Source organism: Brevibacillus gelatini (assembly GCF_050920745.1).
Classification (GTDB): Bacteria; Bacillota; Bacilli; order Brevibacillales; family Brevibacillaceae; genus Brevibacillus; species Brevibacillus gelatini.
In genome coordinates, this window is sequence record NZ_CP154342.1 from 2250246 (window position 1) to 2272080 (window position 21835).

General features: G+C 54.1%; 19 protein-coding genes. 15 read left to right on the plus strand and 4 right to left on the minus strand.

Annotated features, from left to right (window positions below):
* Positions 1 to 7: 7 nt before the first annotated feature.
* From AAFJ72_RS11145 to AAFJ72_RS11160, 4 genes are all read left to right on the plus strand, one after another.
* Positions 8 to 820 carry an HpcH/HpaI aldolase family protein gene (locus AAFJ72_RS11145; RefSeq protein WP_432777118.1) on the plus strand — a complete coding sequence of 271 codons (813 nt, stop codon included), beginning with the start codon at positions 8 to 10 and terminating at the stop codon, positions 818 to 820.
* Positions 804 to 2009: a type III PLP-dependent enzyme gene (locus tag AAFJ72_RS11150; protein ID WP_432777119.1), complete on the plus strand. Its 1206-nt coding sequence runs from the start codon at positions 804 to 806 to the stop codon at positions 2007 to 2009. The genes AAFJ72_RS11145 and AAFJ72_RS11150 overlap by 17 nt, the downstream gene beginning before the upstream one ends.
* A gap of 14 nt (positions 2010 to 2023) precedes the next feature.
* A complete protein-coding gene (locus tag AAFJ72_RS11155; protein ID WP_432777120.1) occupies positions 2024 to 2818 on the plus strand; it encodes a ParB N-terminal domain-containing protein in 795 nt (264 codons plus the stop codon).
* A 149-nt stretch (positions 2819 to 2967) separates the two neighbouring features.
* Positions 2968 to 4437: a protein adenylyltransferase SelO gene (locus AAFJ72_RS11160; RefSeq protein WP_432777121.1), complete on the plus strand. Its 1470-nt coding sequence runs from the start codon at positions 2968 to 2970 to the stop codon at positions 4435 to 4437.
* An 80-nt stretch (positions 4438 to 4517) separates the two neighbouring features.
* Here AAFJ72_RS11160 and AAFJ72_RS11165 read toward each other — a convergent pair whose 3' ends face one another.
* Positions 4518 to 5552 (minus strand): YkvI family membrane protein, encoded by a 1035-nt coding sequence (locus AAFJ72_RS11165; RefSeq protein ID WP_432777122.1) that lies wholly within the window; start codon positions 5550 to 5552, stop codon positions 4518 to 4520.
* A gap of 127 nt (positions 5553 to 5679) precedes the next feature.
* The gene (locus AAFJ72_RS11170; protein WP_432777123.1) at positions 5680 to 7074 is read right to left on the minus strand and encodes a hypothetical protein; all 1395 of its coding nucleotides are present in this window, start codon (positions 7072 to 7074) and stop codon (positions 5680 to 5682) included.
* A 237-nt stretch (positions 7075 to 7311) separates the two neighbouring features.
* On the opposite strand from AAFJ72_RS11170, the gene AAFJ72_RS11175 reads away from it, so the two are divergent.
* Positions 7312 to 8613 carry an AAA family ATPase gene (locus AAFJ72_RS11175; RefSeq protein ID WP_432777124.1) on the plus strand — a complete coding sequence of 434 codons (1302 nt, stop codon included), beginning with the start codon at positions 7312 to 7314 and terminating at the stop codon, positions 8611 to 8613.
* Between the two features lie 12 nt (positions 8614 to 8625).
* The gene (locus tag AAFJ72_RS11180) at positions 8626 to 10380 is read left to right on the plus strand and encodes a VWA domain-containing protein (RefSeq protein WP_432777125.1); all 1755 of its coding nucleotides are present in this window, start codon (positions 8626 to 8628) and stop codon (positions 10378 to 10380) included.
* 86 nt (positions 10381 to 10466) lie between these two features.
* On the opposite strand, the gene AAFJ72_RS11185 is transcribed toward AAFJ72_RS11180, so the two are convergent.
* Positions 10467 to 11345 (minus strand): 5'-3' exonuclease, encoded by an 879-nt coding sequence (locus tag AAFJ72_RS11185; RefSeq protein WP_432774028.1) that lies wholly within the window; start codon positions 11343 to 11345, stop codon positions 10467 to 10469.
* Between the two features lie 250 nt (positions 11346 to 11595).
* Between AAFJ72_RS11185 and AAFJ72_RS11190 the strand changes: the two genes are divergently transcribed.
* From AAFJ72_RS11190 to AAFJ72_RS11230, 9 genes are all read left to right on the plus strand, one after another.
* Positions 11596 to 11796, plus strand: coding sequence for an alpha/beta-type small acid-soluble spore protein (locus tag AAFJ72_RS11190; protein ID WP_122903828.1), 201 nt, complete (start codon positions 11596 to 11598; stop codon positions 11794 to 11796).
* Between the two features lie 190 nt (positions 11797 to 11986).
* On the plus strand, positions 11987 to 12244 hold the full coding sequence (locus AAFJ72_RS11195; RefSeq protein WP_432774029.1) for a hypothetical protein: 258 nt from the start codon (positions 11987 to 11989) through the stop codon (positions 12242 to 12244).
* Positions 12245 to 12344: 100 nt separating this feature from the next.
* The gene (locus AAFJ72_RS11200) at positions 12345 to 13217 is read left to right on the plus strand and encodes a M23 family metallopeptidase (protein WP_432774030.1); all 873 of its coding nucleotides are present in this window, start codon (positions 12345 to 12347) and stop codon (positions 13215 to 13217) included.
* A gap of 14 nt (positions 13218 to 13231) precedes the next feature.
* Positions 13232 to 14050, plus strand: coding sequence for a GTP pyrophosphokinase (locus AAFJ72_RS11205; protein ID WP_122903825.1), 819 nt, complete (start codon positions 13232 to 13234; stop codon positions 14048 to 14050).
* Between the two features lie 80 nt (positions 14051 to 14130).
* The gene (locus AAFJ72_RS11210) at positions 14131 to 15354 is read left to right on the plus strand and encodes a D-alanyl-D-alanine carboxypeptidase family protein (protein WP_432774031.1); all 1224 of its coding nucleotides are present in this window, start codon (positions 14131 to 14133) and stop codon (positions 15352 to 15354) included.
* 158 nt (positions 15355 to 15512) lie between these two features.
* Positions 15513 to 16391, plus strand: a complete 879-nt coding sequence (locus AAFJ72_RS11215; protein ID WP_432774032.1) for a hypothetical protein — start codon at positions 15513 to 15515, stop codon at positions 16389 to 16391.
* Complete coding sequence (locus AAFJ72_RS11220; RefSeq protein ID WP_432774033.1) at positions 16321 to 17115, plus strand: glycosyltransferase family 2 protein; 795 nt, start codon at positions 16321 to 16323, stop codon at positions 17113 to 17115. The genes AAFJ72_RS11215 and AAFJ72_RS11220 overlap by 71 nt, the downstream gene beginning before the upstream one ends.
* Before the next feature lie 122 nt (positions 17116 to 17237).
* Entirely contained in the window at positions 17238 to 17945 is a 708-nt protein-coding gene (gene deoD, locus AAFJ72_RS11225) for a purine-nucleoside phosphorylase (protein WP_432774034.1), read from the plus strand.
* A gap of 16 nt (positions 17946 to 17961) precedes the next feature.
* Positions 17962 to 18090 (plus strand): DUF4241 domain-containing protein, encoded by a 129-nt coding sequence (locus AAFJ72_RS11230; RefSeq protein ID WP_432774035.1) that lies wholly within the window; start codon positions 17962 to 17964, stop codon positions 18088 to 18090.
* 1433 nt (positions 18091 to 19523) lie between these two features.
* On the opposite strand, the gene AAFJ72_RS11235 is transcribed toward AAFJ72_RS11230, so the two are convergent.
* Entirely contained in the window at positions 19524 to 21779 is a 2256-nt protein-coding gene (locus AAFJ72_RS11235) for an ATP-binding cassette domain-containing protein (protein WP_432774036.1), read from the minus strand.
* Positions 21780 to 21835: the final 56 nt, after the last annotated feature.

Genomic DNA, 21835 nt, shown 5'->3' on the forward strand with positions numbered 1-21835 from the left:
AGAGGAATTGCTCAAGGAAAATACACTCAAGCGTAAACTACGCGAAGGCCAAACGGTGTACGGACTGTTTTGCTCGATACCAGCTCCTGTCGTCGTCGAGATGATCGGCTGCGCCGAGTACGATTTTGTCATCATCGACACAGAACATGTACTCGTCAATCCGGAAACGTTGGAAAACATGATCCGGGCCGCGGAAGCTGCAGAGATTACCCCATTGGTGCGCGTGGCGGATGCAGAGCCCGGCACCATCCTGCGGGCACTGGACAGCGGTGCGCAGGGAGTGGTCGTGCCGCACGTGGAGAGCAGAGAGCAAGCCGAGCAGATCGTCCGCAACAGCCGCTACTATCCGCTTGGCACGCGTAGCCTGAACAGCGGACGGCCTGGTGCCTTTGGCAAAAACGACCTGGTCGCTTATATGGAGCGGGCCAATGAACAGATCATGGTCGTCCCGATGATCGAAAGCAAGGCAGGGGTCGAGCGCATTGCAGATATTTTGGAAGTGCCGGGAATTGACATGGTGCTGGAAGGAGCGGCAGATTTGTCGCAGTCGCTCGGCAGACCGTGGGACACGCGCGGCGAGCTTGTGAAAACCGCGCTTGCGTCCGTGCAGGCTGCCGCTCACAGTCGTGGCGTGCCGTACTGCGCGATTCCGCGCGTCGCAGAAGACATGGATGGGTGGTACGAAAAAGGAGTGCGCGCCTTCGTGCTGGGCGATGAGCGGGGCATCGCGTTTCGGGCGCTGCGCCAGCAGCTCGGCAAGCTGCGCGACAAAGAGCAGGAACTGAGGAAAAGGGAGAGAGGCTATGAGTCAAGTCATTGATTATATAAAACGGACACACGCAAGCAGCGACAAGCCTTTTTGCGCCTATCTCTACGATTTGGATCACCTGAGAAGCCATGTCGTGTCAAAGGCAGCATCGTTGCCGACAGCGTGCCGGCTTTTTTACGCGATCAAGGCGAACTCCGAGCCGCACATTTTGCGTGCGCTCTTGCCGCACGTACACGGCTTTGAAGTCGCTTCGCTCGGGGAAGTGGACAAAGTTCGGGCAATTTCTGCGGACGTTCCGATCTTGTTCGGCGGTCCGGGGAAGACCAACGAGGAGATAGAGGGCGCCATTCGGCAGCGTGTCAGCCTGATTCACGTCGAGAGCCTCAGCGAACTTTTGCGCGTAGATTTTTTGGCGCGAAAAAACGGCGTGGTCGTCCCGATTTTGCTGCGCGTAAACTTGCGCGGCCCGTTTCCTTCCGCGACACTTGCCATGGCGGGTCGCCCGACGCAGTTCGGGATTGACGAGTCGCTCGTACCAGAGGCTATCCGTCTGGCGCTTGCCTTGGATGGCGTAGAGTTAAAAGGCTTTCATTTTCACTCGTTGTCCAACAATCTGGATGCGGGCAAGCACGTAGAACTTGTCGCGTACTATTTGCAGATCGTCGCCAAGTGGCGGGCCATGTTTGAGCTGGATATTACGTACCTGAACGCAGGAGGCGGGATCGGGGTCAACTACGCCGATTTGCAGCAGCAGTTTGACTGGCCGGCTTTTGTGCAGGGCTTGTCTGCGCTGCTCGACAGCGCTTCGCTTCCTGTCCGCCACGTCTTGTTCGAATGCGGCCGTTACTTGACCGCCGCTTCCGGCTACTATGCGGCAGAAGTGCTGGACATCAAGGAAAATCACGGCAAAACGTACGCGATCGTTCGCGGCGGGACGCATCAGTTCCGCCTTCCGTCCTCGTGGCAGCACAGCCATCCGTTTACGGTCATCCGGACAGAAAAATGGGCGTATCCGTACGAGCGCATCTGCCATGAAAACGGCCCGATTACCATCGTTGGCCAGCTTTGCACGCCAAAAGACGTACTGGCAAGCGATGTGTTTGTACCGTCACTGCGGGTAGGCGACATTATCTGCTTCCAGTATGCAGGAGCGTACGGGTGGGCGATTTCTCACCATGATTTTCTCAGCCATCCACACCCTGACCACATTTTCTTGGAGCAAGCCGGCATTTTAGCTTGAGGAGGAATTGTAGCGTGAACCATGTTTTGTCTTCCATCCAGGTTGTTGCCGCGGATCGGGTCTGCCTGCACGAGGATCACGAGCCAAACCGCCTGGACGACACGTGCCAGTCTATCTCGCAGCAGGGGATGCTGCTTCACCCGCCGATCGCCAGACAAATGCAGGACGGCAGATACTTGATTCTGGACGGAGCACACCGTACGGCCGCTTTGCAAAAACTCGGCTGCCACCGGATTCCATTGCAAGTCGTCACAGATGCCGATTACCAGTTGGAGGCATGGGCACACGTGGTTCCGTCAGGGGCATGGCTGAATGAGCTGCTCCAGAGTGGCGCGTTTTTATGCACGAATGAACATGCCGGGGAGCAGATCGCTACAATCCTGTATGCAGACGGCACAAAAACATACGTGACGGCCAAGCAGGCGGAGGCAGGCAACGCGCATTTGCTTACACTTTGGCACCGGATCGTCCAGTCGTACAGCAGCAGCTATACTGTCAGGCGGATTCCGCAGGGGTTGGAGGTGCTGCCCGAAAAAGGAATGGTGTGCCTCCGCTATCGTCCCTATACGATAGAAGAAATCGAGGCAATCGTGACGCATGGGCACGTCATGCCAGCGGGCGTCACCCGCTTTTTGATAAGCGGAAGGCTGCTGAACCTGAAAATTCCTCTTTCGCTGCTTTTGCACCGACACTTTGACGAGCAGGAGTGGGCGGCATACAAGCAGCATTGGGCAAACTCGCTGCGCATGTATGCGGAGACGGTTTACTTGAATGAAAAGGAATTTAGGAAAGTGCCGCAGCAGATTTAGGCGCGAGCAAACGGCAAAAAGCAGGCACTTGCAAGCAAACAAGCAGCGTCGAAGGCACCAGTCAATCGTGGCTGGTGTCTTTTTTGGGTATCCTTTTGGTAAAATGAACAGAAGGCGATCATTTGACCAAAAAGGAGCAAAGGGAACCAATGACCCAACCCCACACAGAGGCAGGCTGGCATTTTGACAACAGCTATGCAAACTTGCCGGAAATGTTTTTTACCAGACTGAATCCTACTCCTGTACGATCACCCAGGCTCGTCATGTTCAACCGTCCGCTGGCTGCGGCGCTTGGCTTGGATGCCGAAGCGCTGGAGGGGGAAGCGGGAGCGCAAATCTTTGCGGGCAACCGCATTCCCGCTGGCGCGAAACCGATTGCCCAAGCCTACGCCGGGCACCAGTTTGGACACTTCACGATGCTCGGGGACGGACGCGCGCTGTTGATGGGCGAGCACATTACCCCCAAAGGCGAGCGGTTTGATCTGCAATGGAAAGGCTCAGGCCGCACGCCGTACTCCCGGCAGGGCGATGGCCGTGCTGCACTTGGGCCGATGCTGCGCGAATACATCATTAGCGAAGCGATGCACGGTTTGGGCATCCCGACAACGCGCAGTCTCGCGGTGGCCACGACCGGAGAAACCGTGATTCGCGAGGACGAACTGCCCGGAGCGGTGCTCATGCGGGTAGCCTCCAGCCATTTGCGCGTGGGTACGTTCCAGTACGCTGCCCAATGGGGAGGCGATGAAGAGCTGCAAGCGCTCGCCGACTATACGATACATAGACATTTCCCGGATGTTGCCGATCAGGACAATCCCTATCTGGCTCTCCTGCAGGAAGTGATCCGTCGGCAGGCCGAATTGATCGCCAAGTGGCAGCTTGTCGGATTTATCCATGGCGTCATGAACACCGACAACATGTCCATCTGCGGCGAGACTATTGACTATGGCCCGTGCGCCTTCATGGATGTGTACGATCCGGCCACCGTCTTTTCTTCCATCGACTACCAGGGACGCTACGCCTACGGCAACCAGCCGCAAATCGCCGTCTGGAACCTGGCGCGCTTTGCCGAATCCCTGCTGCCGCTCGTGCATGAAAACCAGGCACAGGCGGTTCACCTGGCGCAGCAGGAGCTTTCCCGCTTTGGCGAGCTGTATTATCGGGCTTGGCTTGCTGGCATGCGGGGCAAGCTCGGGCTGTTCGGCGAGGAAGAGGACGATTTCGCCTTGATGGAAGAGTTGCTCGGCTTGATGCAAAAACACCGGGCGGACTATACGAACACATTCCTCGCCTTGACGTTTGGGGAGAAGAGGGACGAAGCGTTGTACGCCGCCCCGGAGTTTGCCAGCTGGGAGGAAAAGTGGCAGGCAAGACAAAAGCGCCATGCTCCCTCCGACGATGCTGTCCGGCAACGGATGAAAGCGAGCAACCCGGCCTTGATCCCGCGAAACCATCGCGTCGAAGAAGCACTGGCGGCAGCCGTGCAGAACGGCGACTACAGCGTGCTGAAACGGTTTGTTGCCGCACTCGCCAACCCTTACGCGCACTTGCCCGAGCAGGCCGAGTACGCCACGCTGCCGCCGGACTCGTGCGGTCCGTATCGGACGTATTGTGGAACGTAAATCATTTCGTGTGAGAAAACCTTTGCTGTCCCAAGCAGAGGTTTTTTCTTTTTCGTTACTTGCTCACAAAGCAAACGGGGTCAAAGTCGCCCGCGCGGCAGCCAAACCGCCGGAACGGATATTCTGCACAGCGTAGACAGCCCCAGGTACCCGAACAACGGATACAAAAACATGAGCAACTGGCTGTAGCCGATCAGGCAGAGAAGGAAGGCCGTCGCAAAAAGAAACAGGTAGAGCCGGGATTCCGGCTGCGGGAACAGCTCGCGTAGCTGCTGGCCGATTCCGAACACGTTGGAGATGAGCGTGGTGAAAATCTCGGAGTAGAGGACGAACACGAAAAACAATTGCAGCCACTCATTCCAATGGTCGGTGATGAACAAGATCGGGATGTCCATGAAGCGCACGTCGTCCCAGTTGGCCAGCATCGCCGTGTGGACGACGAGCAGCATGAAGCCGAGAACGACACCTCCGATGACGGCCGCGCGGAACAAGATAGCCTTGTCGCGGATGGTGTAGCCGATCGGGATGAGGACAGACTGGGCCATTGCCAGATTGAAGGAAACGTACAGAACCGTTTTCCACAAAAAGGCGTAGTCGGAAGGCTTGGCAAGCGGCAAAGGCGATTCGGCGCTGCCGTCCAGCAGGATGAGCAGGGCAAACAACAGCATGGACGGGACGACGATCGCATTGACCACCAAGATTTGCGCAAGCCCTTTTCGCAGGATAAACAGTGCGAGCAAAACCGTTCCGGCCGTACCAAGCAAATACGGAATGGCGAACTGCTCCTCCAGTACCGATCCCGCCCCGGCAAGCATGACGGTGGTGACGCCGAACAAGGTCAAAAAGACGAGCAGGTTCATGGTGCGGCCAAGTATCGGCCCAAACAGCCTTTGGTTAAACGATTCGTAAGAGGGCGTGCGCAGCTCGTGGGCCAGCACCATCATTTTGTAGCCCAGCCAGACGAAAAGCCCCGTGGCAAGTAGAATGCCGATTGTGCCGGCATGGCCATATGAGGTGAAAAAGGCGAGAATTTCCTGGCCGCTCGCAAATCCGGCTCCGACCACGGTTCCGATGTAGGTTGCTGCGACCTGGATACTTTTTCCCCACAGCTTCATACGGACCGATCCTTTCCAAATGGGATGCTAGTACAAAAGTGTATGAAGCTTGGGCGAAAACAGAAGAAAAAAAGGCGAACGGGGCATAGGTCCATTCGCCTTTTTTTAAAAAACACTATTTTTTCAGTCACAAAAGGAACATAACGATGATGGTCGTAACCAAAAGGCCGATGGCGACAGGGTACAGGTTGCGCCGTGCAAGCTCGAACGGATCGACGCCGCAAATCGCCGCTGCGGGGATCAGCGCCCAGGGGATGATCGTTCCGCCGCCGACCCAGATGGCGGCAATTTGCCCAAGGGCGGTCAAGGTAGCGGCTCCGGTACCCAAAGCGGCAGAGAAAAGCTGTGCGAGCGATCCGGCAAGCGTGATGCCGGAGAAACCTGAGCCGTCCAGTCCGGTGATAACGCCGACAGCAGATACGGCCAGGGCAGCGACCTCTTTGCTGATCGGGATCGCGTGTGCCAGCGCCACGCCCAAATCGTTGACGATTCCTTGCGATCCTGACGGCAGCACCTCGCCGAACACGTTGACAAAGCCGCTGTCGCCCATGTAAAAAAAAGCGGCAATCGGAATGACAGGTCCGAACACTTTGAAGCCAAACTGAAAGCCGGAAATGAGATGGCTCGTCACTTGCTCCAGTCCTTTTTGCTTGTGGGCGAGCATGGTTGCGACAAGCAAAATCAGCAGTGCGGTTCCTCCGACCAAGGCAGTCGCGTCCCCACCGCGCAAGTCCAAAAAAGACATGGCCGCTACATCGAGTGCAAACAGGACGGGAACGAGGACTGCCAAAAAGCGGCGAATACCCGCAGGCAAGGGAACGCGCGCCGCAGCGAACACAGAATCACGGGCAGGCAAGTCTGGTGACGCCGGAAGATTCCCCAGCTTCATGTCTTTTTTCAAATACCAGAAGGCGACCGCGGTCGTGACCAGGCCCATGATGACGACGAGCGGAACACTGGCGGCAATTACGTCCTCGACAGGAAGCCCCGCCGCTTTGGCAGTCAACGTTGGCGCTCCCTGAATGACGAAGTCGCCGGAGAGCGCGATTCCGTGCCCGAACAGGTTCATGGCAATCGCGACGCCCATCGCGGGCAGTCCCGCCCGCAAAGCAACAGGCAGCATGACCGCGCCAACCAGTGCTACTGCAGGCGACGGCCAGAAAAACCAGGAAATGACCATCATCACGATCCCGATTACCCAATAAGCCAGTGTGGCGTTGCGAATCAGGTGCGTCATCGGCCGGATCATCGTCTCGTTGACTCCGGTATCCGTCAGGACATGACTCATCGCCACGATGATACAGATGACCAAAATCGTCGGCAAAAGCTCGGTGATCGCGTAAATAAAGCTGCCGAAAATCCCGCCGAGCGCCGTCGTCACAGACCCGGTTGCGACCAGCCCAAGCATGGCGATCCCGACGATGCTCATCACGCTGGTGTCTCTGCGCAAAACCATCATGAGTATGATGCCAACTACGAACAACACATACACACCGTGCAACCATGCGAGTTCAATCCCCATGCTGTACCTCCTCTCGTTTTTTTCGTTTGCCACACCATATGCGCAAGCAAATCCGTGGGTGAACATACAGCGGTGGCGCGCATCAGACTGGCGCAACTGGCATTTTTGTCCGCAATATGCCACTATAAAAGAAGCAGGAGACATGACAATAATCGGGGTCTTGACGACTTGGGTATCAGGCAAGAGAGGGGGAACGGCGCTCTTTCTTTTTCCGCAGGAGACGGGCGCCAAACGACGATGAATACGACTACACCAATCCAACGAAAAATGGACCAGGCCATCGAGCTATTGGAGCGCCGCTTTTTGGAACGGAGCGAATTGATCCGCCTGTTGATGCTCGGAATGATGAGCGGAGAGAATGCGCTTTTGATCGGCCCGCCGGGAACGGCAAAATCACAGCTTGCCCGCTCGGTCGCACAGCTTTTTGGCGCTGAGCATTGGTTCGAATACTTGCTGACCCGGTTTACGACACCGGACGAGCTTTTCGGCCCCGTGTCCCTTCAGCAGTTGAAGCTCGACAACTACGTGCGAAAAACCGCAGGCTATTTGCCCCAGGCGCAGTTTGCCTTCCTCGACGAGATTTTCAAGGCGAACAGCGCGATCCTGAATGCCTTGCTGTCGATCTTGAACGAGCGGCTTTACTTTAACGGCAGGGAAAAAGAAGAAGTTCCGCTGCAGTTTTTGATCGCGGCGTCCAATGAACTGCCGGAGGACGAGGAGCAGCTCACTGCTTTATACGACCGCTTTCTGATCCGCTATGAAGTCCAGTATTTGCAGCAGGCCGCAAGCTACGAGCGGATGTTCTCGCTGCCGACAACTCCTTTGCCTGTCGTCTTTTCCTTGTACGACATCAAGGACATCCAGGCGCAAGCAAAGCAGGTGACGATTCCCGAGCCATTGATCTACTTCCTCTACCGGATCAAGCAAGACATGGAGGAAAAGGAATACGTGCTGTCTGACCGCCGCTGGAGCAAAATCGCGGGCGTATGGCGGACATCTGCTGCCCTGCATGGCAGAGAACAGGTCACAATCTGGGATACCGTCTTTACCCCGCACATGCTGTGGGATGTGCCGGAGGACTTGACGGTCATGCGCGAGCTATTCGAGCGCCAGTTTACACAGATGCTCAAGGCGGAGCTGGAAAACGAGCTGCCGCTTAAGCGCCTGCAGCAATTGGCAGATAAGTGGAAAGAAAAGGAATCAGAATTGCACGCTTTCCAATTCAAAAAGGAAGTGGGCGCCAAGCTGGGAAAAGAAGCGGTGGAGCGCAACACGAAATTGCTGGAAGCTTGCCGCACGGAGCTGGAGGAGACGGCGCGCGACTTGCGCAACCGCCTGATGCAGTGGGAAAAGCGCGAGCACGACCTGGGAGCGTATGTGCTGGAAAAAAATCGTCTGATCCACAACGTCGAGAAGTACACCGTCAAATATTCGTACTTGCGGATCGAAGGCGAGCGGATTTTGCAGCAATTGCAAAAAACGTACCGGACCATTTTTGACAAAGACATCGCCGGGGCGGACTACGACTTTACGTTATAGGGGGGAGCGACGATGATAATTCGGGCGAGCGGCGTCGAGCGCTATCTGTTCGAAACGTATCTCGCGTCCTCGCGCACCGCACAGGAATGGGTACGCGAGGCAGCGTCCCGGGCCGAGTGGTTCGATCACGAGCTGCTCGCCGACTTTTTTCTCGTCTTTTACGTGGAAAAGCCGGAAATCGACATGACGCAGGAAGCGACTCCGTTCCATCACTGGATGATTCGCACGCTGATGAAGCAGTATTTTACGCGGATGATTCATCCCCGCACGGTCGGCAATGAGAGTGCGGCTTTCAAGACGGCGATCAAGGCGCTTTTGTGGCTCACGGAGACGTTCGCGGAGGAAGTAAAACAGCGGCAAAAGGATCGCAGTCTCTCGCCGCTTCTCGCGGGCCTGCGTGAGCAGCAAGGACAGGAGGGCGCAAAAGAGGCTCAACTGGCCGAGTTGCTCACCGAAAAGCAAAAAGCGAAGCTGGAGTTGGTCGGCTATACGCTGCAACAAGGCAAGCGCGTGGTCGAGGACAAGCAGGAAGCACTCGACAAAAAGCCGCTTGTGCGCGCGGAAATCGTCATGCTGCAAACGAAAATCCGGGAGCTGCGCGAAGAAATGAGTGTGCAGTTTACGAAACGGACGAAGCTGTTGCAAAAAATCAAGAAGCTCGAAGAAGAGCTGGCCCAGCGGGAAAAACAGCTTGATCGTCTGCAAAAGCAGGAAAAAGAAGCGATAGAGGCGTTGGAAAAAGAGCTGGGACAGTGGCTGGAGCAGTCGTTGAAGGGGACGCTTGCCCAAGAGGATGTAGATACGCTGTTTGTGGATGAGGTGTTTGCCGCCAGTCAGCGCTTTGCCAACCGCAGCTGGGGCCACGACCTGGGCAAGCTGCGCAGACAAAGCTTCGAGCAGTATTTGAAATGGGTGGAAAAACTAAAGCGCCATCCCGACCTGGTTGCCTTTTTGGACGAGGTTGGTCGTCAGGTGCATCGGTTTCGCGTACGGCGCAAGGAAATTCGCTCCCGACAATTGCCGGAGGAATACTACGATTTGCGGCAGTCAGGCGATATTGCGCACATGCTGCCAGGCGAGGCGGTGCTGCTCGCCGACCCGGACTACGAACATTACTTCATGCTCAAATGGCTGGAGCAAAAGCTGATGACGTACGATACGTCCGGCTTTGTAGAGGAACCGCCAAAAGGCCCTGTCATTTGCATGCTGGACACTTCGCACTCCATGCGCGGGGCAAAGCTGCGGCTGGCGCAAATTTTTCTCATGACGTTTGCGGCGTTGTCGATGCTGGAAAAGCGCGATTTCGTGCTGATTTTGTTCGGGGCAAAAGGAGAGCTGAGAGAGCAGCCCTTGTATCATAAAAAGCCTGACTGGGGCGCGTTTTACAGCCTGGCGCAAATGTCGTTTGGCGGCGGGACGCATTTTGATGCGCCGATGAAGCGGGCGATGGAGCTTGTCGAGACAGAAAAAACGTGGCAAGGGGCTGATCTGGTCATGGTGACTGACGGTGTAGGGGGCATCTCGCCCTACGTGCAGGAAAAGCTTGCGGCGCTCGGACAAAAGAAGCAGCTTCGCCTGCACAGCCTGATCGTCGGCTCGGCCCGGCAGCATCTCGTGCAAACGTATGACCTGCTTGGCGTCTCTCACCGCGTGCGCTTTGCGACAAGCTGGGAAACGGAAGGGAGCGAAAACACGGGACTTTTGCTCGACGTTTTTGGCACTTTGGCACCAGCGGCAGAAAACATTCCCAGAGCGATACCAAGATGAAAGCCGTTCTCCGTTAGACAGAAAACATCCCGTCTCCCTTTCATGTGCGAAAAGTGGGACGGGATACTTGTTTTATTGCCGCATTGTTAACCAACCCGTTTCGCCAGACTGCGGCCAAATTCCAGTTCGTCAAATTTGTTCAGGACGGTTGCCGGATCGTACTCCCATTCGGCTTCCTTCAGGGAAAATTCCACAGGCACATCGCGGATAATGGTCGCGAGCTTCTGGCTCAGGTACACCTGGTCGCGATGCTCTTCCAGCTTGCTGCGCATCTTCGGCGTACAACTCGGCAAATTGGCGTACAGGTTGTCCAGGTTGCCGTGCTCGACAATCAGCTTGGTCGCTGTCTTTTCCCCAATGCCTGGACAGCCTGGGATACAGTCGGAAGTGTCGCCCATGAGCGCCTTGACATCTACGACCTGTTCCGGAGAAATGCCGCGCAAAGCGCGCAGACTGGCCGGATCGTAATGCTCGTGCTTGCCGCCGTTTTTCAAGATTTTGACGCTGACTTTTTCATCGACGAGCTGCAAGCTGTCGTAATCGCCTGTTGCGATCACGATCTCATGGCCTTCTGCAGCGAGACGTGTGGACAGCGTTCCCAACACGTCGTCGCCTTCGTACCCCGGACAGCCCAGATTCGGTACGGAGAAAGCCGCGGTAATTTCTTTGACGAGATCGAATTGCGGGATCAGCTCGTCCGGCGGTGCTGTGCGATTGGATTTGTAGCCGTCAAACCACTGGCTGCGCACAAGCGACTCGCGGGAGGCGACATCCCAGCCGACCATCAGGTGCGTAGGGCGAACCAGTTCGACGTAATCCAGCATCATTTTCGTAAATCCGTACACCGCGTTTGTGTAGACGCCTGTGGACGTTTGCCGGTAAGCGCCGCCCCATGCAGACCCGTAAAAGGCGCGAAATAAAAAGCTCATGCCGTCGATGAGCAATACTTTTCCTGTTTCCCTCACAAACTGTGACCCCTCTCAGTTCCAAACTATACGCCCCATTATAGCACAATGCTTGCGGACAACCTTGTCAGATTTTACAATGCCGGATCGTGCATGGACTTTTGTTCTCGTGGGATGATAGTAGCACAAGAGGTTGAACAACCGCCTCTTGGATCCCAGTAACATCTTCCGGTCTCAGTCGGTGAGAGGCAAGCAAGCTGGCGGTTCAAATCCGTCCCGGGAGAAAAAAACGCGTCAGGAGGAATCAATCATGGCTAACAACAACGGAAGCAGCAACAACCTGGTAGTTCCTCAAGCGAACCAAGCTCTGGATCAACTGAAGTATGAGATTGCAGCCGAGTTCGGTGTAAATCTCGGTCCTGACACTACTTCTCGTCAAAACGGTTCTGTTGGTGGCGAAATCACCAAGCGTCTGGTAAGCTTTGCTGAGCAACAATTGGCAGGCCGCTAAGCACAGCCTTTGGACAAGTAAATAGCTGGATGAAGAAAGGTCCCTTCCACGGGGCCTTTCTTGTTTTGGTTGTACGCCCTTTCTTTGAGACAGGGTGCAAACACACAAGCACAATCGCGGACTAGTCATATGGTGTAACGAACAGCTCTCCATATTGGTTGTACACGCGAAAGGAGTGAGGTTTTCGACGATGAGGAAAAAAGAAGTGAAAAAGCTTCTGAAGGAAAATCCTGAATTCGAAGCGTGGATCGCGGAAGACTCCATGCGCGTTCGAGCCATCCGCAGCAATCCCAGCATGACCGAACAATTTTTCAAGCGTTGGAATGACCGCAAAAGAGGACGCCTTGATTTTGACAACATCTCGCAAAAAACAAAACGAGCCAGCGAAATGCTGACAGGTGTACAGTCCATCATGGACATGATGGCCAATTACACAAAAAAACTGTAAGGCACACTTACAGATGGGGAAGGCTAGTCGGATAGCCTTCTTTTTCTTTTTCCTTTCAAAGCCTGTTTTGCTATACTAGAAAATGGGAGGGAGCATGCCTATGTTTCAATCGATGGTCAGTTTGATGACCGTCGTTGCCCTGACGCTCACGGGAACGACTGCCTATAGCCATGTACTGGAAGGCGTTTACGCGACCGTAGAGAAACAGCAACCATCGATTAGCGTGACACCAGCCAGGACGTATCCCGGTGATGTTATTTTCGTGCGCAGCAAACAGCCTCAAACGGTCACACTCTTCTCGCGATCGTACCGTTTGCAGCCTTCTTCTCATGAGTATGCCCGATTTATCCCGATTCCATTTGATGTGAAGCCGGGAGAGTACAACATGCAATCTGCGGATAAAAAGTTCACGGTCACGTTGACGATTCTGCCCAAGTCATTCGCCGTGGACAAGCTGACCGTTAGCAAGCAAATGAATGCGATGCGGCAGGATACGGCCCGGATTCATGCGGATCAGCAGAAAATCAACGCCGCACGTGCAAGCTCGCGGCCGACTCCGTACTTTACCGAACCGTTTACGATGCCGGCCAACGGAACCTTAACGACGCCATACGGCTATCAGCGGGTCGTAAACGGAGTGCCCGCCAATCGGCACGCTGCGATTGATATTGCGAACAAAACAGGAACGCCGATTTGGGCGAGCAACCACGGCAAGGTTGTTTTGGCCGATTCGCTTTATTTGACCGGAAACACGATTATTATCGATCACGGTCTGAATGTCTTTTCGATCTATGCGCATCTGTCCAAGCTTGCGGTTGCAACCGGACAGGAAGTGAAACAGGGACAGGTGATCGGGCTTATGGGCACCACGGGTTTTTCCACAGGCCCTCACCTTCATTACGGCATGTTGATCGGCAATACGTACGTCAATCCACAGCCGTTTTTTGATGCATCACCTTTCCTCTGGAAGTAATTGGAGGTGTTTTCATGAGAGTTACCCATGTGCCAAGCAAAGTCTTGAACAATATGGTCCATTTCTTGGCACCGTATGAACAGGCAGTAGAGGAATTGAAGCTGAAACTGAAAGGAATCAAGTACGGCTTTCTGAAAAGCGGTCGCTATTCTCCCATTGAATTCGTGGTGGGACGGGTCAAAAAAGTGGACAGTCTCATCAAGAAAGCGAATGAGAAAGGAATCGATTTTCAGCAAGCCAGTTGGCAGGACGAAGTGGCAAGGGAAGTCCAGGATATTGCCGGCTTGCGTGTCGTCTGCCGCTACGTCGACGATGTCAGAGAGGTTCAGCAGCTGCTCCAGGAGCGGGAGGACATTGTCATCCATGACATCAAGGACTATATCACCACGCCAAAAGAGTCCGGCTACCGCAGCATCCATATGATCGTCTCCTATACGGTATATCACGGGAGCGAAAAGCGCACCCTGTTTTGTGAAATCCAGATTCGTACGCTCGGCATGAACTTTTGGGCAACGAACGAGCATGAGCTGCGCTACAAATACGCCGGCAACATTCCAACCGACGTGATGCAGCAGTTGCATGAGGCTTCAGTGATAACCCATCAGCTGGACGTGCTGATGAACAACTTGCGACATGAGATTCTTACGCCGCCCGAGGTGGATTCCAACCTGGAAGAAAAGCTGGAGGAAATTTTCTCGCTGTACGTCAAACAAGATGTGGAGTCCGCCGCAGCCTTGTACCGTGAGCACGTCAGCGGCTTTGAAGAGGCGTTTGCAGACAATCCGAAATTTAAAATGATTCACGATTTGCTCGGAAAAAGGTTGAAAAAATAACTTACTTACGATGCTTCCTGGAGCCAAAAGCCATGCGTTAACACCCGACAAGCAAGGCAAAGGAAAGGATTTAGACTAACATGCGTCTACTACTCACGTACCTTCTCGTTGTGGTCACGGTGATCTTCAACCTTGACGTACCTGTTGCTTTTGCGGAGGGATCGGCAGCGATTACACCAGACGAGCTGTTTGGGGAATCGGCCATCCTCATTGATGCGACAACGGGACAAGTTCTGTTTGAAAAGAACCCTCATGTGAAGCTGTACCCTGCTAGCATTACGAAAATTGCTACAGGCATTTACGCCATCGAAAAAGGGAATCCGGACGACATCGTCACCGTTTCCAAAAAAGCCAGATATGAGGAAGGCACCCGTGTCTATTTGGGCGAAGGGGAGCAGGTCTCGCTGCGCAAGCTGGAGTACGGCCTGCTCATGCACTCCGGCAACGACGCAGCGACGGCAATTGCGGAGCATATGAGCGGGTCTGTCGAGCAATTTGCCCGCGATTTGAACGCCTATCTGGCCGAAAAGACAGGCGTGACCGAGACGCATTTTGCCAATGCGCACGGGCTGCACGACCCGGAGCACTATACGACGGCTTCCGATATGGCGAAAATTGCGCAATATGCGATGAAAAACCCGATTTTCCGCGAGATCGTCGGGACGAATCGCCTTCCCTGGGACGGAAAGGAATGGAAGTCGGAGCTTGTCAACCATAACAAGCTGTTGCGCGATTACCCCGGCGCTACCGGGATTAAAAACGGCTTTACCGATCAGGCGATGCACACGCTGGTCGGCTCTGCCAAGCGCGGCGACACGGAAATGATCGCCGTTACGATGAAAGCGGCTTCGAGCAACTACGCCTACAAAGACGTGACCAAACTGCTCGATTACGGCCTGAATGGATTCGAAACGAAACAAGTCGCCAAAAAAGGCGAGCGCTACTCCGCCGTTGCCGCTCCAGGCGACACCAGCCAGGTGAGCTATACGGCGAAGGAAGATTTGTACGCCACCGTTCCGGCAGGCAGTGAGCCGATCGTGCAGCTAACTGCAGATGGACAGCTTTCGGTGACGGCCGGAGAGTTGGAAGTGACGTATCCACTGGAGCGTCACGAGCCGCCTGGTCAGCGCGTGCAAGTAGCCAGCGTCGCCATGGACACGACTGACAGCGACCATACGTACGCGCGTTACGGACTCTTGATGGCCTGGCTGGCCATGAATCTGTTTTTGATCGGCTATACGCTGACCCGCGCGCGCAGAAAGCGGCGAGTCAGGCAGCGCGATTGGCAGCGCCGCATTAATTAGTTGGGGACTAGCAAAAACAGGACGGGGCTTCGTTCTCCGTCCTGTTTTTTGGCATGCGCATTTGTATGAGCGGTGTGGGCAAGTAGCCGTGTCCAAACCATCGGGTATAACGTACACTGTCGGTAAAGCGTTACTTTTCTGGCGAGGGGGCAAGGGAAATGGACTCTCCAACCTGTGGGCAAAACCGCGTGTCCGTCATTATCCCCACCCATGGGGCCAGGAATCCAGAACGACTGACTCACATGGCCAAACAGATCGCCCCGGCTACCGAAGTGATTATCGTTTACGCACCGTTGTGTTCCCACCAAGCAGACATCGAATGCGTTGCCGGGGCGAAAGTGGTTGCGGCGGGCAAGCACGCAACTGCCAGCGAGTGTCACGCCATCGGCGCGCAGCACGCCACTGGAAACGTGCTGTTGTTTTTGCCGGAAGAGGGCATTTTCCCGCCTGCCTCGTTACGCAAGTACATCGCGCCTTTGCAGCGAGATTACGACCTCGTCCTGTCTGCAGGTGGCCGCGTGTTGACAAAAGGCAGACTGTCCACCGTTCGTTGCGCCTGCGCGCTGCTGAACGATCTGCTCGGGCAAAAGCAACTGGGAAGCGCTTCTCTGGAAACGGCTCCTTTTTCCCTTACCCGCACAGCGCAGGAAGCCATTGGGCCGCACCATTTGCAGGTTCCGGCGACTGCGCTCGTGAGTGCCGTGCAAAAGGGTCTGGCGATCACCACTGTGGCGCCTGCGTCCAGAGAGCGGAAAAGTTCAGCGGCAAATCAGGGCGTGGCGAAAGCGAAATCCTTGATTTTTCAAGAGCATGCCAAAGCGATCCAACTGCTCCTGCAGGATCAAAACGTTCGCGGTGCCTTGCCAGACGGCGAGCGTCATCGAATATTGGTGCAAGTGCCTGGACTGTTGCATTTGCGTTCCGTATTCTATCAGCATTCCCGCGAAAAGGAGGGGGATGGATGGGGTGCCAAACGGAAGGAAAGGGCCAAAAGAGCCCGCAAAAGGGTACAAAGCCGCCCAAAACGCTCGCATTAGCGCTGGGGACAAATTGGAGAATCAGGGCAGACTAAGCATTATCATCGGGGTGGAGCAGGATGAAAACACGATTGTCAAGGTGCTCAGACAGGCAGAAAAGCTGTGTCCACTGGAAATTGTCGTCGTGGTACACGGCAGCCGGGATCGGTCACTGGAACAGGTGTTGACTTATGCGGCAACACCCGCCATGCGCGTTTACGCCTACCCGTATGCGCTGGGGGAAGATGTCTGGCGGGCAATCGGGGCGCAGGAAGCGGCTGGCGATGTGTGGCTGTTTCTGGAGGGGAAGCAAATCATCGCCGCACAACAGTTGCAGCCTTTTGTCCGCTTGTGTTATCGCGGGACAGATATTGCGCTGCGGCAAGCGCATCCTTTTCCCGGGAGGAAAAACAGCGGACAAGATTCTGTACAGTTGGCAAAGTGTTTTCTCAATAGCTTGCTTGAACGCGGAGAGCTGGGCAGCTCGTCCATGGACGATTTGCCGTTTGCCATAACCCGCGAGGCCGCTGTGTCGATTGGCACCCATCATCTGTTCGTTCCGGCAGTAGCCCATCTGATCGCCCTGCAAAAAGAGCTGCGGGTAACACACGTGCGCACCAGGCAGAAGCGGAGTGCTGCCAGAGAGGCGAAAGCAACAGAGCGGGCCCGCGCCAGCACACAAGCTCTGACAGAACTGGGCGACCATCTGGAAGCGCTCTCCCTCTGGCAAAAGGAGGCGAAGTGAAAAAGCTTGCACAAGCGATGCTGCGACGAGTATCGCTCTCTATTTTTTCATTTTGCAGCGTTTCGTTTTTGTAGTACGATAAGCAAGTAGGAAATTTTTTGAACGCGAAGGAGCAAATGAATATGAGTGTACATATCGGAGCCAAACAAGGCCAGATTGCCGAAACGATTTTGCTGCCAGGTGATCCGCTGCGGGCGAAATACATTGCCGAGACCTTCCTGGAAGGGGCCGAATGCTACAATGAAGTACGCGGCATGCTCGGATTTACAGGTACATACAAAGGAAAGCGGGTATCCGTACAAGGGACAGGCATGGGAGTGCCTTCCATCTCGATCTACGTCAACGAGCTGATGGAGTCGTACGGCGTGCAAAACCTGATTCGCGTCGGCACATGCGGCGCGATCCAGGAGGACATCAAGGTGCGCGACGTCATTATCGCGATGAGCGCCTCTTCTGACTCGCAAGTCAATCGCCTGCTGTTCAACCAGATCGACTTCGCCCCGACAGCAAGCTTCGACCTGCTGCACAAAGCTTATCAGGTCGCTTCCGAGCGCAACCTGCCTGTGAAGGTCGGCAATATTTTCACAAGCGACAGTTTTTACCGTGAAAATTTTGACCTGTACAAAAAGCTGGCTACCTACCAGGTGCTCGCCGTGGAGATGGAGTCTTCCGCGCTCTATACGCTCGCAGCGAAGTACAAGCGCAATGCCTTGTCCATCCTGACGGTGAGCGACCATATCCTCACAGGGGAAGAAACAACGGCAGAGGAGCGTCAGACGACTTTCAACGAAATGATCGAAGTAGCGCTGGACGCAGCTCTAACGAAATAGTCCTGACCAAGTCGCGATGTTTTCCAGCGGCTGGGGTGACGGCAGCTACGCGAGCTATATCGGCTACGATGCAGATGGACAAATCGTGCGGTTGCTGACGGATTTTTACCTGGTGGATTGGATGGAAACGCCAGAAGGAGAGTGAGGCGAGTCAAAGGCTTTTGGAGGCTTTGCCGGGGCAGGGAAGTAAAGGGTGAGGGATATAGGGTAAGGTGCAAATGGAATCCGCTATATGTCTATACGCCAAAACAGAGTGCCGCTATTTGGGGCACTCTTTTCAGTTTATTTTTTCTGCGTTTTTCTGTTCAGGTAGTGGGCCAGGTTGTTCAGGGTGTCTTCATAAGAGCGTTTCTTGGAGAGAGTGGTGGTTTCCGGCGATTTTGTTTTTACTTTTGTCATGTCGGGACCTCCAGGTGGGTGATTGTGATTTTTAGGTGTATTGATCCTGATTATAATATAAATTAAATTCCAGTAAATGTAAATAGGCTTTTTTAAAAAAACTTAAATTTTTTTAGTAAGTGACTTTTTCTAGTTCGTGTCAGTTTTGAGTTTGTACCGTTAGTCTGCGCTGTTAATAGATAAATGGACGCAGACAGTTGCTCAATATTGCATTTTATCGTGTTGATTGTTGATTTATGAGACTTGAGTTGGTTCGTTATCGTTGCTGGTGTTTGGATGCTGGTTGTTTAGAGCTGCGCCTTGAGCATGTAAGAGTTCGGAGCGTTGACATTTGCGTGGCATTTGACGATTGTGACAAATCCGGTTATCGGATATGGATGCGTCGGTCGATAGATAAGCATTTGAGGATTACCGGAACGTTGTGTTGATAGCGTTGTATTGATTATGTGGCTCTTGTTTGCCATACGAGCAATAGGAGGGCACTCTTCACGGCTGCTCTTTGCATTTTATTTTGAGTCCGATAATATATATTATGTAAACTTATAAAAAGAGCAAGAAAGGGATATGGGTATGGTTTATATGTTATTGTCTGTGACGTAAATATTACTCGTGTTTTGCGAAGTGGATTCACTAATAAGTAGTTAGTTCAATTAATCAATGCAACTTTAATGAAACTTCCTTGGTTAGATCTAGTTGGCCGTTGTCTGCTGATAAAATTTTTGTGCCAGGTATGGTCGTGAATGGCATGGTATTGAATGATAACATATCAGCGATAAATTGATCTTGTGATCTTGAGGAAACATATAATAAATTTAAAATGAACCTAAAATGCTTGAAATAGCGATATGTGAGGTAAAACACCCCTTTTTGTTCATTATAACTAAAAAAATTCAGTTCATGAAAACGCTATTTCATGAACTGAAATATGAATAGTAAAGAGAGGTATCTTTCCCTGCCCTCCAGCGAGTTCCCTACCGCGAGAGAGCCCATTGCGTTACGAATATTTATAGCTCCACCCCGAAGTACAGATGGATGGAGCCAATTTGCACTTCTCCCTACTGCCTAACCTAAATGCTCGCCAGAAGAAACTCCTTTCCATAACTGTTTAACAAAAATCGGAAACAAGCCGCTTTCCAAGCCATTTTTTAAGATGGATGAAAACTTCCTCATCCGACGACCTTACCGCAAATACTTCCCCGTAATCGACTGCTCCGCCTGAACGATCTGCGACGGTGTGCCCTCAAACACAACCTGACCGCCTTTGCTGCCGCCGTCCGGCCCCATGTCGATGATCCAGTCTGCCTGGCTGATGACTTCGAGGTTGTGCTCGATAACGATCACTGTGTTGCCGGCATCTACGAGGCGGTTCATGATCTGCAACAGGTGTCCAATATCGGACATGTGCAAACCAGTCGTCGGCTCGTCCATGACGTAGATACTGCCTTTTTTATGCAGCTCGCTGGCCAGCTTGATGCGCTGGCATTCCCCGCCTGAGAGCGTGCTGAGCGGTTGGCCGAGGGTAATGTAGTTCAGTCCCACGTCGCTCAATGCCTGCAGCTTGCGGACGACTTCTTTCAGCTCGAAAAAGTCCAACGCCTGCTCTACTGTCATTGCCAGTACGTCTGCAATTGACTTGCCGTTCAGCTTGTAGTCGAGCACCTCTTCCTTGAACCGCTTGCCGCCGCATACCTCACACGGGAGCTTCACGCTCTCAAGGAAGGCCAGGTCTGTGTACACGACCCCCAGCCCCTGGCAGTTCTCGCAGGCCCCTTTGGAGTTGAAGCTAAACAAGCTTTGGTTGACCTTGTTCGCGGAAGCAAACGCCTTGCGCACATCGTCCATGATCCCTGTATAGGTAGCGGGATTCGAGCGCGTCGACACACCTACTGCCGACTGGTCGATGACGATTGCGTCCGGCTGCTGGCGAAGGAAAACTTCGTTGATGAGCGTACTTTTTCCTGATCCGGCGACACCCGTTACAACTGTCATCACGCCGGTGGGAATGTCCACACTCACGTTTTGCAAATTGTGCAACGTCGCATTTTTTATGGAAAGCGTGCCGGACGGCTGTCTGCACGCTTGCTTCAACTGCAGCGGCCGCTTCATGTGCATGCCTGTCAGTGTGCCTGACTCCAGCAGTCCCTCGTAGCTGCCTTCATATACGATGGTGCCGCCGTGACTGCCCGCGTGTGGCCCGACGTCGACGATATGGTCCGCCACCTTGATGACATCCGGGTCGTGCTCGACGACGATGACGGTATTGCCTTTGTCGCGCAGCTTTTTCAGCAAGGCGTTTAGCCGATGGACATCGCGCGGGTGCAAGCCAACGCTCGGCTCATCGAAAATGTAGGTGACGTCGACCAAACTGCCGCTCAGGTGCTTGACCATCTTGACGCGCTGCGACTCACCGCCGGACAGCGTATCGGTCTCCCGGTCCAGTGTCAGGTAGTCCAGCCCGATGTCGACCAGATGCTGCAACCGTTCGGTCAGCGACTTGACGATTGGGGCGACGGTGGGATCGTCAATCTCCCGGATGACGTGAATAAGCTGGCCGACCTCCATTGCAGACATGTCCGCGATGTTACGCCCGTTGATTTTGCAACGGAGCGCCGCCTGGTTGAGTCTTGCACCGTGGCAGCTTGGACATGGCCCTTCGATAAGGTACGGGGCGACCGCTTTTTGGGTGCGTTCCGACTTCGTTTTTACGTCCTGCTTGATGTATTTGTTCGTGAACTTCTCGATGACGCCTTCCACGGTAACGTTCGTCGCCTTTCCGGCGAAGTCGAGCTTCACTTTCCTCGCTTTGCCGTGCAGCAGCAGCTCCAGTTCCTCCGCCGCGTAATCGCGCAGCTTTTTGTCCGGGTCAAACGAGCCTGACTGTACAACCAACGTCCAATCCCAGCTGTCTACTTTATAGTCCGGCAGCATGATCGCCCCTTCGTTCAACGACTTGGACATATCAATCGCCTTGTCCATATCGACGCCCAATTTGCGGCCGAGCCCGTTGCACTCCGGGCACATCCCTTGCGGATCGTTAAACGAAAACATGTGCGCTGGTCCTACATGCGGCTGCCCTACTCGCGAAAAAAGCAGGCGGAGAATGGGGGAAATATCGGTAATCGTGCCCAACGTGGAATGCGAACCGCCGCCCAGCCGCTTCTGATCGACGATGACAGCCATGCTCAAGTTCTCAATCGCATCTGCATCCGGCTGCGGATAGCGCGGCAGGAAATTGCGCACGAACATGCTGAAGTTCTCATTTAGCAAGCGCGTCGATTCTGCGGCAATCGTATCGAAGACGATGGAAGATTTGCCAGACCCGGATACCCCGGTGAAAATCGTGATCTTCCGTTTGGGAATGCGCAGTGATACGTTTTTGAGATTGTTTTCCCGCGCCCCCGAGATGACGATATACTCCTGATTCGGTTCGCTCATGCATGACACCCTCCCGCTACTGTTCGATTTTTGCTCATCCCCTCATTGTACCATTC

Excerpts from the sequence above, each read along its gene's own strand:
- AAFJ72_RS11150 (WP_432777119.1), top strand. The coding sequence starts at position 804 with ATGAGTCAAGTCATTGATTATATAAAACGGACACACGCAAGCAGCGAC.
- AAFJ72_RS11160 (WP_432777121.1), top strand. The coding sequence starts at position 2,968 with ATGACCCAACCCCACACAGAGGCAGGCTGGCATTTTGACAACAGCTAT.
- AAFJ72_RS11165 (WP_432777122.1), bottom strand. The coding sequence starts at position 5,552 with ATGAAGCTGTGGGGAAAAAGTATCCAGGTCGCAGCAACCTACATCGGA.
- AAFJ72_RS11170 (WP_432777123.1), bottom strand. The coding sequence starts at position 7,074 with ATGGGGATTGAACTCGCATGGTTGCACGGTGTGTATGTGTTGTTCGTA.
- AAFJ72_RS11175 (WP_432777124.1), top strand. The coding sequence starts at position 7,312 with ATGAATACGACTACACCAATCCAACGAAAAATGGACCAGGCCATCGAG.
- AAFJ72_RS11180 (WP_432777125.1), top strand. The coding sequence starts at position 8,626 with ATGATAATTCGGGCGAGCGGCGTCGAGCGCTATCTGTTCGAAACGTAT.
- AAFJ72_RS11190 (WP_122903828.1), top strand. The coding sequence starts at position 11,596 with ATGGCTAACAACAACGGAAGCAGCAACAACCTGGTAGTTCCTCAAGCG.
- AAFJ72_RS11195 (WP_432774029.1), top strand. The coding sequence starts at position 11,987 with ATGAGGAAAAAAGAAGTGAAAAAGCTTCTGAAGGAAAATCCTGAATTC.
- AAFJ72_RS11200 (WP_432774030.1), top strand. The coding sequence starts at position 12,345 with ATGTTTCAATCGATGGTCAGTTTGATGACCGTCGTTGCCCTGACGCTC.
- AAFJ72_RS11205 (WP_122903825.1), top strand. The coding sequence starts at position 13,232 with ATGAGAGTTACCCATGTGCCAAGCAAAGTCTTGAACAATATGGTCCAT.
- AAFJ72_RS11210 (WP_432774031.1), top strand. The coding sequence starts at position 14,131 with ATGCGTCTACTACTCACGTACCTTCTCGTTGTGGTCACGGTGATCTTC.
- AAFJ72_RS11215 (WP_432774032.1), top strand. The coding sequence starts at position 15,513 with ATGGACTCTCCAACCTGTGGGCAAAACCGCGTGTCCGTCATTATCCCC.
- deoD (WP_432774034.1), top strand. The coding sequence starts at position 17,238 with ATGAGTGTACATATCGGAGCCAAACAAGGCCAGATTGCCGAAACGATT.
- AAFJ72_RS11230 (WP_432774035.1), top strand. The coding sequence starts at position 17,962 with ATGTTTTCCAGCGGCTGGGGTGACGGCAGCTACGCGAGCTATATCGGC.
- AAFJ72_RS11235 (WP_432774036.1), bottom strand. The coding sequence starts at position 21,779 with ATGAGCGAACCGAATCAGGAGTATATCGTCATCTCGGGGGCGCGGGAA.